The 13,438-nt window shown below is 65.4% G+C and carries 13 protein-coding genes; 11 read left to right on the top strand and 2 right to left on the bottom strand.

From position 1 onward, the window contains the following. Positions 1 to 188 precede the first annotated feature (188 nt). On the top strand, positions 189 to 1,598 hold the full coding sequence (locus ISS20_RS19150) for a DUF2130 domain-containing protein (RefSeq protein ID WP_291438586.1): 1,410 nt from the start codon (positions 189 to 191) through the stop codon (positions 1,596 to 1,598). A gap of 184 nt (positions 1,599 to 1,782) precedes the next feature. On the opposite strand, the gene ISS20_RS19145 is transcribed toward ISS20_RS19150, so the two are convergent. After that, positions 1,783 to 2,379: a flavin reductase family protein gene (locus ISS20_RS19145; RefSeq protein ID WP_291438583.1), complete on the bottom strand. Its 597-nt coding sequence runs from the start codon at positions 2,377 to 2,379 to the stop codon at positions 1,783 to 1,785. Positions 2,380 to 2,708: 329 nt separating this feature from the next. Between ISS20_RS19145 and ISS20_RS19140 the strand changes: the two genes are divergently transcribed. From ISS20_RS19140 to ISS20_RS19115, 6 genes are all read left to right on the top strand, one after another. Continuing rightward, positions 2,709 to 3,089 carry a VOC family protein gene (locus ISS20_RS19140; protein ID WP_291438580.1) on the top strand — a complete coding sequence of 127 codons (381 nt, stop codon included), beginning with the start codon at positions 2,709 to 2,711 and terminating at the stop codon, positions 3,087 to 3,089. Between the two features lie 180 nt (positions 3,090 to 3,269). Next, a complete protein-coding gene (locus tag ISS20_RS19135) occupies positions 3,270 to 3,890 on the top strand; it encodes a class I SAM-dependent methyltransferase (protein WP_010464449.1) in 621 nt (206 codons plus the stop codon). Positions 3,891 to 3,982: 92 nt separating this feature from the next. After that, on the top strand, positions 3,983 to 4,693 hold the full coding sequence (locus ISS20_RS19130) for a tRNA-uridine aminocarboxypropyltransferase (RefSeq protein ID WP_291438584.1): 711 nt from the start codon (positions 3,983 to 3,985) through the stop codon (positions 4,691 to 4,693). Positions 4,694 to 4,755: 62 nt separating this feature from the next. Further along, positions 4,756 to 5,649 carry a PA4780 family RIO1-like protein kinase gene (locus tag ISS20_RS19125; RefSeq protein ID WP_291438577.1) on the top strand — a complete coding sequence of 298 codons (894 nt, stop codon included), beginning with the start codon at positions 4,756 to 4,758 and terminating at the stop codon, positions 5,647 to 5,649. Positions 5,650 to 5,766: 117 nt separating this feature from the next. Then, positions 5,767 to 6,018, top strand: coding sequence for a hypothetical protein (locus ISS20_RS19120; protein WP_056056666.1), 252 nt, complete (start codon positions 5,767 to 5,769; stop codon positions 6,016 to 6,018). 211 nt (positions 6,019 to 6,229) lie between these two features. Further along, positions 6,230 to 6,802, top strand: a complete 573-nt coding sequence (locus ISS20_RS19115; RefSeq protein WP_291438573.1) for a DUF1439 domain-containing protein — start codon at positions 6,230 to 6,232, stop codon at positions 6,800 to 6,802. A gap of 13 nt (positions 6,803 to 6,815) precedes the next feature. On the opposite strand, the gene uvrA is transcribed toward ISS20_RS19115, so the two are convergent. After that, positions 6,816 to 9,905 (bottom strand): excinuclease ABC subunit UvrA, encoded by a 3,090-nt coding sequence (gene uvrA, locus ISS20_RS19110; protein ID WP_291438571.1) that lies wholly within the window; start codon positions 9,903 to 9,905, stop codon positions 6,816 to 6,818. Between the two features lie 326 nt (positions 9,906 to 10,231). On the opposite strand from uvrA, the gene ISS20_RS19105 reads away from it, so the two are divergent. From ISS20_RS19105 to ISS20_RS19090, 4 genes are all read left to right on the top strand, one after another. Then, positions 10,232 to 11,410: an MFS transporter gene (locus ISS20_RS19105; RefSeq protein WP_291438569.1), complete on the top strand. Its 1,179-nt coding sequence runs from the start codon at positions 10,232 to 10,234 to the stop codon at positions 11,408 to 11,410. A gap of 125 nt (positions 11,411 to 11,535) precedes the next feature. After that, on the top strand, positions 11,536 to 12,090 hold the full coding sequence (gene ssb, locus ISS20_RS19100) for a single-stranded DNA-binding protein (RefSeq protein WP_291438567.1): 555 nt from the start codon (positions 11,536 to 11,538) through the stop codon (positions 12,088 to 12,090). 384 nt (positions 12,091 to 12,474) lie between these two features. Beyond that, positions 12,475 to 13,050: a hypothetical protein gene (locus ISS20_RS19095; protein WP_291438565.1), complete on the top strand. Its 576-nt coding sequence runs from the start codon at positions 12,475 to 12,477 to the stop codon at positions 13,048 to 13,050. A gap of 104 nt (positions 13,051 to 13,154) precedes the next feature. After that, positions 13,155 to 13,331, top strand: coding sequence for a hypothetical protein (locus ISS20_RS19090; protein ID WP_291438563.1), 177 nt, complete (start codon positions 13,155 to 13,157; stop codon positions 13,329 to 13,331). The last annotated feature ends 107 nt before the right edge of the window (positions 13,332 to 13,438 follow it).

Below are 13,438 nucleotides of genomic sequence, written 5' to 3'. Positions count from 1 at the left end.
GGAAAGGCTGCACTTGGTGCAAGCTCACCGTCATTACGCCGCGCGCATCAGCAGACTCGGGCAGTCCGCAGATGCGTACTTGGCGGTCGGCGCGTGAATGGGACCCTTAGCGCTGATCTGCCATCCCAAAGCGCATCTCCTGCCGGCTATGCTCCCCACCCAATGAAACAAGACACACGGTGACCGCCATGCACGACATCATCTGCCCCCACTGCAACAAAGCCTTCAAGGTAGACGAAACCGGGTATGCCGACATCCTCAAACAGGTGCGCGACGCGGATTTCGCCACGCAGTTGCACGAACGGCTGGAGCTGGCCGAGCAGGACAAGCGCAATGCGGTGGCGCTGGCGCAGGCCCAGGTGGCCAATGAGCTGCAGAAGGCGGCAGCAGCCAAAGACGCGCAGATTCAAGCTCTGAAGGCGCAGCTGGATGCGGGCGCGGTGGAGCGCGACCTGGCGGTAGCGCAGGCCCTGAGCGCGGTAGAGAAGCAGCGCGATGCGCTGGCCAATGAGCTGGAGCGTGCGCGGCAGGCGCAGCAGGCAGCGGACCAGTTGGCCCAAGCACGGCTGGCGCAGCAGCTGCAGGGCGTGGCCGCCCAAAAAGACGCGGAGATTCAGCAGCTCAAATCACAGCTGGACGCTGCCGAGGTGGCGCGCAGGCTGGCGGTGTCCGAGGCAGTCACCGTGGTGGCGCGAGAGCGCGACGAACTCAAGAACGACCTGAACCTGGTGGTGGTGAAAAAGCAGCTGGAGGAAAACGCCATCAAGGAGCAGTACGCCTTGCAGCTGCGCGACCGCGACGGCGAGATTGCGCGGCTGCGGGACATGAAGGCGCGCCTGTCGACCAAGATGGTGGGCGAGACGCTGGAGCAGCACTGCGAGACGGAGTTCAACCGCATCCGCGCCACGGCGTTTCCCCGCGCGTACTTTGAGAAGGACAACGACGCACGCAGCGGCAGCAAGGGCGACTACATCTTTCGCGACCTGGACGAGGCGGGCAACGAGATCGTCTCGATCATGTTCGAGATGAAGAACGAGAGCGACGAGACGGCCACCAAGAAGCGCAACGAAGACTTCTTGAAAGAGCTGGACAAGGACCGCAACGAAAAGGGCTGCGAATACGCGGTGCTGGTGTCGCTGCTGGAGCCCGAGAGCGAGCTGTACAACACCGGCATCGTGGACATGTTCTACCGCTACCCCAAGATGTATGTGGTGCGGCCGCAGTTTTTCATTCCCATCATCACACTGCTGCGCAACGCTGCGATGAAGTCGCTGCAATACAAATCAGAGCTGGCGCTGGTGAAGGCGCAGAACCTGGACATCACCAGGTTCGAATCGCAGCTGGAGGAGTTCAAGGGCGCCTTTGGGCGCAACTGGCGCCTTGCGTCGGACGGGTTTGAGGAGGCAGTGCGGCGCATTGATGAGGCCATCAAGGACCTGGAGAAGACCAAGGAGGCGCTGCACAAGTCGGCCAACAACCTGCGCCTTGCCAACGACAAGGCAGAAGACCTCACGATCAAGAAGCTGACCCGCGGCAACCCGACGATGGCGGCCAAATTTGCGGAACTCAAGCAGTTGGGGATTTCGGACGGGGAGTGATGCAGCGCAAGGCAGGGCCTGCTGGGCTGAAACCATGGCTCTGCGATATGGTTGCTCATGTTTTTATAGCTTGCAGTGCATACAAAACCAGCGCTTGTGGCCAATTTGGCTGGATACGTTGCAAACCCCAGAGCTATCGCTTTAGCTGTTTGCACTGAGCCTGACGGAGCGAAGGCGTGCCGGCTCACACCTTCACCGCCACCCCCGTCGCATAAAACTGCCCGCCCGCCACATAGTGCAGCGTGCGCAAGTCATCCGGCGCGATATCGAACTCCCAGTGCCCATGGCGGAACACGCGGTCGTCCGCCCAGGCGGCCACCACTTCGCCGATGAAGAGGTCATAGGCCTGCTGGTTGTGCGGCTCGGGGATCACGCGGCACAGCAGCCAGGCGGCGCAGCCTTGCACCAGCGGGGGCGTGCTCTGCGCAGGGTAGCCGGGCGCTTCAAACAGCTGCACGCCATGGCGCTGTAGCTTGTCGGGCGTGGTCTTGGCGCTGTCGGTGCCCAGCGCGACGGTCAGCGCGGCCAGGGGCACGGTGGGCAGCTGCAGCGCAAAGCAGCCACTGGCCTCCACCAGCTCGCGCGTGCGCGTGGCCTTGTCGAGCACCACCGTGACCTTGGGCGGCGCAAAGTCCAGTGCGCAGGCCCACGATGCCGCCATGACGTTGTGCTGGCCTGCGTGTGCGGCCGACACCAGGACCGTGGGGCCGTGGTTGAGCAGGCGGTAGGCCTTGTCGAGGGGAACAGGCGCGAAGTGGGGTGGGGAGGCAGTGGGCAGCATGGGGGTGAGGGCCTGTTCAAAGAGCGATACCGAGCAGTGGGGCGCGGGGCGCAGAGCCAGTTTGCCTTGTGGATTTTTGCTATCAATTAGATAGCCATTCAGGCATGTCGTACTAGCGCCATGGCGCATTCTGGCTCCAAACCGGCCTCCACACAGCCTGTATGGCCGCTGCGGGGCCGTGGGGTGCTGCCCCTCAATGACGCTGATGTCCAGAGTGCCGCAGAGGGGCTTGTGCCACGCTCATGTGATGGCGATAGCCACCCGCTAACATGCCACCGCCAGTCCGTTGGCCACAACCCGCCCCCAGAGGGGCTTACAGGAGACGATGAATGTTCAGTCATGTGATGGTCGGTGTGAACGACCTGGAGCGGTCCAAGAAGTTTTATGACGCGCTGCTGGGGGCGCTGGGCGTACCGCCCGGCGTGGCCAACAAGAACCGCTATTTCTATCGCGGCCCCACCGGTACCTTTGGCATCACCACCCCCATCAACGGCGAGCCCGCCACCTTTGCCAATGGCGGCACCATCGGGTTTGCCATGCAGTCGCCCGAACAGGCCGATGCCTTCCACGCGGCCGGTGTCGCCAACGGCGGCACCACCTGCGAAGACCCACCCGGCTGGCGCGAAGGCCCTGGCGGCAAGCTGTACCTGGCATACCTGCGCGACCCGGACGGCAACAAGATCTGCGCGCTGCACCGCCCGGCCAAGTAAGTCAACGCGAACGCTGGCAACGCCCAGGAGGCGTTGTCCGTTGCGCGACGCGCCACATCACCAGAGCCTGTTTCAAGTCTTTGTGGCATGGCGCCACTGCCGCTGGGCCATACTCCCCGCCATAGACAAGTGGCCGGTGCCCTGCACGTGCAGGGGTGGCAGTGGCAGAAGGACTCCCCAGTGAAACCAGTGAGCGGCAGCGCGGACGCGGCCATTTTTGACGAGGCGTACTACCAGCGCTTTTACTTCGACAAGAAGACCAGCGTGGTGGACCCCGCGCACACCGAGCGCCTGGGCGCGTTTGTGTGCAGCTACCTGCAATACCTGCGCGTGCCCGTGCGGCGGGTGCTCGACGTGGGCTGCGGCATTGGTCTGTGGCGCGATGTGATCGCGCGGCATTTTCCGCAGGCACAGTTCCATGGCGTGGAGTTCAGCGAATACCTGTGCGAGCGGTTTGGCTGGGAGCGCGGCTCGGTGGTGGACTACAAAGCCCGCACGCCGTATGACCTAGTGATCTGCCAGGGCGTGCTGCCCTACCTGAGCGAGGCCGACGTACAAAAGGCCATGCGCAACCTGGCGCGCCTGAGCCGGGGCGCACTGTATGTGGAAGCCGTCGCGCGCGAGGACTGGGAACAGGACGTGGTGGACGAGCAGGTGACCGACCCGCGCATGTTCCGCCACCCCGCGCAGCTGTACCGCCGCACCCTGGGTGAAGGCTTTACCGAGCTGGGCGGCGGCGTGTGGCTGAGCCCGCAGGCCGAGCTGCCGCTGTTTGCACTGGAACGCGCGGGCGGCCGGTGACACAGCCCACTGCGCCATGGACGACCGGCACAGCTACCACCGCCACACCGTCCGCCACACCGTCCGCCACACCACCTGTCCCACCGCATGCGGTGGCACGCCTGCGCGCAGAACGCCTGGCCCGCAGTGCCAAGCCCTTTCTGGCCCGGGGCGGCCCCAAGGGCGAGCGCTGCGCGGGCTGCCGCCTGGTGCCCAGCCACTGCATCTGCGCGCTGCGCCCCGCGCTGCCCACGCGCGCGGGCATGTGCCTGCTGATGGCCGACATCGAGCCCCTCAAGCCCAGCAACACCGGTTGGCTGATTGCCGATGTGGTGGCCGACACCTATGCGTTTGGCTGGGCGCGCACCGAGGTGCACCCCGACCTGCTGGCGCTGCTGGCCGACCCGCAGTGGCAGCCGTATGTGGTGTTCCCCGGCGAGTTCGTGGCGCCCGAGCGCGTGGTCACGCAGGTGGCCACGGCTGAGGGCAAACGCCCGCTGTTCGTGCTGCTCGACGCCACCTGGCCCGAGGCGCGCAAGATGTTCCGCAAGAGCCCCTACCTCAACCACCTGCCCGTGCTGAGCCTGCAGCCCGAGCAGCTCTCGCGCTACCACCTGCGCAGATCCACCCGCATGGACCACTTCTGTACCTCCGAGGTCGGTGCGCTGTGCCTGGACCTGGCGGGCGAACTGCGCGCCGCGCAGGCGCTGGAGGCATACCTGGATGTGTTCACCCACCACTATCTGCAGGCCAAGCACCAGTTGCCGGTGGCTGCGGACGATGCCACGCACCTGCGGCTGCGCGCTGTGTGCAGCGCGGGCTGAGCAAAACGACATTTGGCACCCGGCTTGGTAGGGGGATTGCGACACACGGGCAAAATGCACCGATGAAAGCTCCCCCCCGCCTGCAGTCCCTCATCGAGGAAGGCCTGATCGACACCGTGGTCCGGCAACTCATGAGCGGCAAGGAGGCCATGGTCTACGTGGTGCGCTGCGGTGACGAAACCCGCTGCGCCAAGATCTACAAAGAAGCGAACAACCGCAGCTTTCGCCAAGCCGTCGATTACACCGAAAACCGCAAGGTCAAGAACTCGCGCTCGGCCCGTGCCATGGCCAAGGGCAGCAAGTTTGGCCGGCAAGAACAAGAAGCCGCCTGGCAAAGCGCCGAGGTCGATGCGCTCTACCGCCTGGCCGCCGCTGGCGTGCGTGTGCCGCAGCCTTACAACTTTCACGACGGCGTGCTGCTGATGGAGCTGGTGACCGACGCCCACGGCGATGCCGCCCCGCGCCTGAACGATGTGAGCTTTACGCCCGAAGACGCGCGCACCCACCACGCCACGATGGTGGCCGAGGTGGTGCGCATGCTGTGTGCGGGTGTGGTGCATGGGGACTTGTCGGAGTTCAACATCCTGCTGGCCCACCTGCCGGGCGCTGAAGGTGTGGACGGTGCAGAAGGCGAAGGGGGCCACGATGGCCCCGTCATCATCGACCTGCCCCAGGCCGTGGACGCTGCGGGCAACAACCACGCCCAGCGCATGCTGCTGCGCGACGTGGCCAACCTGCGAGACTTCTTCGGCCAGTTTGCCCCCGAGCTGCGCACCACCCAATACGGCCCCGAGATCTGGAGCCTGTACCAGAGCGGGCTGCTGAGCAACGAGACGCCGCTCACCGGCATCTATGCGCCCACGCATGCCGATGTGGACATGCAGGCCGTGCTGCGCGAGATTGACGATGCGCGCGACGAAGATGCCGCACGCAGGCTGCGCATGGCATCGGCTTGACGCGTTTGGGCCAAAGGAGGCGATGCGCTTTGGACAAGCCAGTGCGCCCTTGCTTTACAGTAGCCGCCCCGCACACACAAACCCACCCACATACCAGCCCACGACGGCTGCCACCCCATGACCAAAGACCTGGCCCGACAGAACGAACTCAAACCCATGGCCCTGTGCGAGCCCTGCCAGGGCATCCAGCGCAACTGGCGCAAGGCGCCGGGCCATGCCGAGCTGGTGCAGCGCGGCAACCGCAAGGAAGACCGTGAGGACGGCACCGTCACCATCACCCGCTATGTGTGCGACCGCTGCGGCACCGCGTGGGAGTACGAGAACGACAAGAACAACCAGCGGGCGGGCTGGTCGGTGGTGGGGCGCTGAGCGCGGCGGTTGTCGCACCGGTGGCGGCCGAGCCCCGCCATCCCCATCCTGCGGCCCCCATGCAAATGCACCTATTTTGATAGCGCCCAAGGCATATAACACCTGCGCTATCGCCCCAAAACCCGCAAACTTCTGGTAATAACGCCTGCAGCAAGCCTTGGGGCACCTTTTCACCGCCACGGTGTCACAACGGGTTTGACGGAGAGCGCCCATGCTGCATCGCAGACGATTCCTGACCCACACCACCCGGGGCCTCGCCCTGGGCAGTGCGGCGCTGCTGGTGGCGCGGGGCGCACTGGCCCAGCCCAGTTACACCGTGCCCCTGGCGCAACTGCAGGCCATGGTGGACCCCAAGTTCCCGCGCAACGTGCCCGTGCAAGGCCTGTTCAACCTGAGCGTGCAGGCGCCCCGCCTGCGCCTGCTGCCCGAGGTGAACCGGCTGGGCGCAGCCATGGCGCTGGATGTGGCCGGCCCGGCGCTGCGGCGCAGCCACCAGGGCAGCCTGGATGTGGAGTTTGCGCTGCGCTACGAGGCCAGCGACCGCACGCTGCGCGCCCACCAGATTCAGCTGGGGCATATGGAATTTCCCAGCCTGCGCCCGGTGGTGACAGACTTGCTTAACGCCTACGGCCCCCTACTGGCCGAGCAGTCGCTGCGCGAGGTTACGCTGCACCAACTTCGCCCGCAAGACACCGCTGTGTTTGACGGCCTGGGCCTGCAGCCAGGGCCCATCACCGTGACGGCCAAGGGGCTGACCGTGGCGTTTGTGAGCAAGATGCCCTGACGGGCAGCTACGCTCAGGCGAGCGATGTTTTCAGGTAGGGCGCCAGATACCGCCCCGTGTGGCTGGCGGGGTTGGCCGCCAGCTCCTCGGGCGTGCCCACGCCCACCACGGTGCCACCGCCTGCACCGCCCTCGGGGCCCATGTCGATGAGCCAGTCGGCGGTTTTGATGACGTCGAGGTTGTGCTCAATGATGACGATGGTGTTGCCCGCGTCGCGCAGCTGGTGCAGCACCTTCAGCAGCAGATCGATGTCGGCAAAGTGCAACCCCGTGGTGGGCTCGTCCAGGATGTAGAGCGTGCGGCCGGTGTCGCGCTTGCTCAGCTCCTGCGCCAGCTTCACGCGCTGCGCCTCACCGCCCGAGAGCGTGGTGGCGGCCTGGCCCAGGCGGATGTAGCTCAAACCCACATCCAGCAGCGTCTGCAGCTTGCGCGCGATGGTCGGCACGTCCTTGAAGTACGCCGCCGCGTCCTCCACCGTCAGCTCCAGGATCTGCGCAATGTTCTTGCCCTTCCACTGCACCTCCAGCGTCTCGCGGTTGTAGCGTTGGCCGTGGCAGATGTCGCAGGGCACGTACACGTCGGGCAGAAAGTGCATCTCCACCTTCACCACGCCGTCACCCTGGCAGGCCTCGCAGCGGCCGCCGCCCGAAGACTGCGACACGTTGAAGCTGAAGCGCCCCGGGCCGTAGCCGCGTTCCTTGGCGGTGTTGGTCTCGGCCATCAGCTCGCGGATGGGGGTGAACAGGCCGGTGTAGGTGGCGGGGTTGCTGCGCGGCGTGCGGCCAATGGGGCTCTGGTCCACGTTGATGACCTTGTCGAAGTATTCGATGCCCACGATCTCTTCGTGTTCGGCCGGTTCTTCGTGCGCACGGTGCACCTGCCGCGCCACGGCGGCATACAGCGTGTCATTCACCAGCGTGCTCTTGCCCGAGCCCGACACACCTGTCACGCAGGTGAGCAGCCCCACCGGGAAGTCCACCGTCACCCCTTTGAGGTTGTTGCCCGTGGCACCCACCACGCGCAGCGCCTGCACGGCACCCTGGCGCGCATGGTGCTCGGCCATGCGCTCGGTGCGGCGCTTGCTCGCCTCGGTTTGCGGAAAGCGCGATTTGGCCTTGGCCTCCACCACCGGCGCGGGCTGGTCCAGCACCGGCAGCCAGAGAGTGCGGCGCTGGGGCACGGCAATGGTGCGCGTGCCCGAGAGGTACTGGCCGGTGAGCGACTGGGCATTGGCGCGCACTTCGTCGTACGTGCCCTGCGCCATCACCCGCCCGCCGTGCACGCCCGCTCCGGGGCCCATGTCGATCACGTGGTCGGCGGCACGCATCATGTCCTCGTCGTGCTCCACCACAATCACGCTGTTGCCGATGTCGCGCAGATGCTGCAGCGTGGCAATCAGCCGGTCGTTGTCACGCTGGTGCAGGCCGATGCTGGGCTCGTCCAGCACGTACATCACGCCCGTCAGGCCCGAACCGATTTGCGAGGCCAGGCGGATGCGCTGGGCCTCGCCGCCGGAGAGCGTCTCGGCACTGCGGTCCAGGCTCAAATAGCTCAGGCCCACGTCGTTCAAAAACTGCAGGCGCGTGGCGATCTCGCGCACCACCTTGTCGGCAATCTCGGCCTTGGCACCGGTAAGCTGCAGGGCGTGGAACCATGCGTGCGCGTCGCTCAACGTGGCGTGGCTGACTTCGTAGATGGCGCGTGCCTGTTCACCCTCGCCCACCTTCACATGGCGGGCCTCGCGGCGCAGGCGTACGCCGTGGCATTCGGGGCAGGGCTGGGTGCTGCGAAAGCGCGCCAGGTCCTCGCGCACCACCACCGAATCGGTCTCGCGGTAACGGCGTGCCATGTTGGGGATGATGCCCTCGAACGGGTGCTTCTTGGTGTGCACCTTGCCCTTGGAGGCCCCGCTGTCCATGATGTAGCTGAAGGCGATTTCTTCCTCGCCCGAGCCTTGCAGGATGGCGTGCTGCACCGGTGCGGGCAGCGATTCAAACGGCGCCTCGATGTCAAACACGTAGTGTTTGGCCAGGCTCTCCAGCATCGCAAAGTAGTAGCCATTGCGCCGGTCCCAGCCCTTGATGGCACCGCTGGCCAGGCTCAGCGTGGGGAAGGCCACCACGCGCGCGGGGTCGAACACTTCACGCTGGCCAATGCCGTCGCACGCGGGGCACGCGCCCATGGGCGAGTTGAACGAGAACAGCCGGGGCTCCAACTCGGCCAGCGAATAGCTGCACACCGGGCAGGCAAACTTGCTGCTGAACAGGTGCTCCTGGCCCGTGTCCATCTCCAGCGCCAGCACGCGGCCGTTGCCCTCGTTGCCACCCACGCGCAGGGCCGCCTCGATGCTCTCGGCCAGGCGCTGCTGCAGGTCGGCACGCACCTTGACGCGGTCGATCACCACATCAATGTTGTGTTTCTCGGTCTTCTTGAGCTGCGGCAGGGCCTCATGCTCGTAGATCTGCCCGTCCACCCGAAAGCGGATGTAGCCCAGCGCCTGCATCTGCGCAAACACTTCGGTGAACTCGCCCTTCTTCTCGCGCGCCACGGGCGCGAGGATCATCAGCTTGGTGTCCTCGGGCAGGGCCAGCACGGCGTCCACCATCTGGCTCACCGTTTGCGCGGCCAGCGGCAGGCCGTGGTCGGGGCAAAACGGCGTGCCCGCACGGGCATACAAAAGGCGCAGGTAATCGTGGATCTCGGTCACTGTACCCACGGTGGAGCGCGGGTTGTGGCTGGTGGCCTTCTGCTCGATGGAAATCGCAGGCGACAGGCCCTCGATCAGGTCCACATCGGGCTTGTCCAGCCGCCCCAGAAACTGCCGCGCATAGGCCGACAGACTCTCCACATACCGCCGCTGGCCTTCGGCATAGAGCGTGTCGAACGCCAGGCTGGACTTGCCCGAGCCCGACAGCCCGGTGATCACCACCAGCTGGTTGCGCGGAATATCCAGGTCAATGTTCTTGAGGTTGTGCGTGCGCGCCCCCCGGATGCTGATGCGCTGCTCGCGCAGGGCGCGGGCGAGGTACACACCATCGGCGGATCGGTCGTCGGCAACAGGGGGAGGGGTCACGGGCGGGCTCGGTGCAGGAAAACCCACCATGATAGGACACCCAAGCTTTGTCGCGCAGCCCCCCAGAATTGCCCCGCCATGCCTGCACCGCAGTCCCTACCCTCCACGCTCTTCATGACCGACCCACCGGCCAGTGAGGCCATGCCCCGAGCTGGCTTGCGACCTGCGGAGAGAACGAAACAAAGGCAAGGTGGAGCCCAACCTTCGCGCTATCGGTTTGCATCCCTCTGAGCAGGCACGCGTCCAATCGGCGAAAATCCCGGTTTTGCTTCTTCGGGCCTTAGCGCACCACCGTGCCGGATTCTCCTTCCCTGTCAGCCACCGCCGCCTCCCGGCACCCCACACCCAGTAGCCAGATGACCCCCCTGGAGCGCCGCTCCAGCGTCAGCCTGGCACTGATCTTTGCGCTGCGCATGCTGGGGCTGTTCCTGGTGCTGCCCGTATTTGCCCTGGAGGCACGCAAGTACCCCGGTGGCGACGACCCTGCACTGGTGGGCCTTGCCATGGGTATCTACGGACTCACGCAGGCGGTGTTGCAGCTGCCTCTGGGCATGGCGTCCGACCGGTTCGGGCGCAAGCGCGTCATCGTGCTCGGCCTGCTCGTGTTCGCGGCTGGCAGTCTGCTGGCCGCGCTGGCGGATTCTCTGACCGGACTGCTGCTGGGCCGGGCACTGCAAGGTGCGGGGGCCGTGTCGGCCGCCGTGACCGCGCTGCTGGCCGACCAGACACGCGACGCCGTGCGCACCAAGGCCATGGCGCTGGTGGGTGGCAGCATTGGGCTGATGTTTGCAGTGGCGCTGGTGGCGGCCCCGGTGCTCACCGCTCACATCGGTCTGGCTGGGCTGTTTGGCCTGACCTGTGCGCTGGCACTGGCCGGTGTGGCCGTGGTGGTGTGGTGGGTGCCGCCCGAACCTGCGCTGCACCACAACGCATCCCGGGGCCGCCTGGCCGATGTGTGGGCCCACCCCGATCTGCTGCGCCTGAACCTGGGTGTGTTTGTGCTGCACACCGTGCAACTGTCCATGTGGGTTGCAGTGCCTGCGATGCTGGTACAGGCGGGCCTCACCAAGGACCACCACTGGCAGGTGTACCTGCCCGCCGTGGTGCTGTCGTTTGCCGCCATGGGCGGGCTGTTTGCGCTGGAGCGTGTGGGCAAACTGCGCGCCGCCCTGCTCGGAGCCATTGCCCTGGTGCTGGTGGTGCAGGCCGGGCTGGGCCTGCTTGCGGCCAGCGGTGTGCCTGCCACGCTGTGGATGCTGGGGCCGTTGCTGTTCGTCTTTTTCTGCGGATTCAATGCGCTGGAGGCCAGCCAGCCCAGCCTGGTATCGCGCATGGCGCCATCCCACCTGCGCGGCTCCGCGCTGGGCAGCTACAACACCCTGCAGTCGCTGGGCCTGTTTGCGGGCGGCGCGCTGGGCGGCGCGCTGGTGAAATGGGCCGGCGCTCCGGGCCTGTTTGCCGTGACCACGGCGCTCACGGCCCTGTGGCTGGTGCTGACCTGGCCGCTGCGGCCCGTGGGGCGCGGCGGGCACTGAGCGACAGGCCGTGCCACGCCGCCCGGGGTTCCATTGCCCCCCGGTTGCGGCACAATGGCGCGTTTGGCGCCTGGAATCTCTCTCCAAATCCGGCGCTTTTATCCCTTAAAGGCAAAGACAGCACCATGGCATCCGTAAACAAAGTCATCATCGTCGGCAACCTGGGCCGCGACCCTGAAATGCGCACCTTCCCCAGTGGCGACCAGGTGGCCAACGTGACGATTGCCACCACCGACAAGTGGAAAGACAAGCAGTCTGGCGAAATGAAGGAAGCCACCGAGTGGCACCGCGTGGTCTTCAATGGCCGCCTCGCCGAAATCGCCGGCCAGTACCTGCGCAAAGGCTCGCAGGTGTATGTGGAAGGCAGCTTGCGCACCCGCAAGTGGACCGACCAGAGCGGCGTTGAAAAGTACAGCACCGAGATCCGCGCCGACCAGATGCAGATGCTGGGCAGCCGCCAAGGCATGGGCGGTGGCGGACAGGGCGGCGGACAGCAAGGCGGTGGATACGACGACGGTTACGGTGGCGACCAGGGTGGCTACGACCAGGCCCCGCGCCGCGCCGCCCCACCGCCGCGCCCTATGGCTGCGCCCGCACAGCGCCCTGCACCCGCTCCCGTGGCACAGGCACCGCGCGCGGCCTCCGGCTTTGACGACATGGACGACGACATTCCGTTCTAACGCCTTCTGGCTCCGAATTCAATCAATGGCCCGCGCCGCAAGGTGCGGGCCATTTTTTTCGCCTGCGGACAAGGCACGTCCAGACCTCCAGGAGATGTGCCCTGGCGGCGTCAAAACGTAGCAACTCGCAACAAGAAGTGGTGCCGCAAACCCGAAAGCTACGGCGCCCCTGCGGCCTCTAGTGCGTGCCTTGTACAGCGGCACGCAGGCCCGCTGCTTCTCAGTTTTGTCCAGTTCGGCATCGCCGCGACGAAACAACAATTCCTTACATCCGATACGGAAATATCAAAGATCATCGCGGCCTTGCTCGTCAAAGAGGCGCAAAGCCCGGCGGCAAGCAGTTACCAAAAATCACTATTCCGACTGAAAAGAGAGAGGGTTGCGATGCCAGGGTTCGTCCGCAAGATTTTGATATTTGTCACCGGCTACGCGTGGCTCCTGCTGCTGGCTGGGCCCGGCCTGATTGGCCTGACGGTGTACAGCGGCTGGAAAGCGGAAGGCGACCACGCTTACGCTGCACGCGATAGCCTGCAAACCGTGACCGGCGCCGTGACGCAAGCCTCCGAAGTGACCGTCAAGCGCAAGCGTCGCACCACCAAGAAGTACTACGAGATCACGGTCCAGCCCGACACCGCAGGTGCCGAGGTACGCAAGTTGCGCATCGACTACAGCACGCCGCAGCAACTGGTGGGCAACCTGATCGACGAAAAAGTTACCGCCTTGGTAGACAGCAGCGACAACGACCTGGTCTATGAAGTCTCGGCGGGTGGCGCACCCGTCATCAGCTATGAAACCACCAAGCAGCGGCTGCAGTCCGAAGCCACCTCCTCCGCGCAGTCCTTCAGCGGTGCGGGCACTTGGATCTTTGCCATTTTGCTCACGCTGGTAGGTGCGGCAGGCGTTTGGTCCAACCGCAAGCTGCGTGCGGCCGACGAAGCACAGCAGCTGGCCGCCGCCTGACGGCCACACCCCATAAAAAGAGAGAGGGAGGGAGGGGCAGCGCCCGGGGCGCGCTCCTCCCATCGTTTGCGCCAACCTGCGCGCTCACTACGGAGGACCACACCATGAACCCCAACGCACTTTCGCCACAAACCCCTGCGGGCGCTCCGATGGAGCGGCGCGATTTCATCGTCTCCACCTACAAGCACCTGGGCGTGGCCATTCTGGCCTTTGTCGTGCTGTCGGCGGTGCTGATGGTGAGCGGACTTTCTGAGGTTGCCCCTGAAAAGTGGAGTTCTTAACCCTTGTTGAAAATACCGACAAGGAGTTGAGCAATGAGTGACAAGCAAGTGCGTGCGCAGTACACGCGGGAGTTCAAACTGGAGGCGGTTCGGCAGGTGCGAGCTGG

This window comes from Acidovorax sp., from assembly GCF_016783915.1.
Lineage (GTDB): Bacteria > Pseudomonadota > Gammaproteobacteria > Burkholderiales > Burkholderiaceae_C > Acidovorax.
This window is presented reverse-complemented; position numbering and strand designations above follow the sequence as displayed.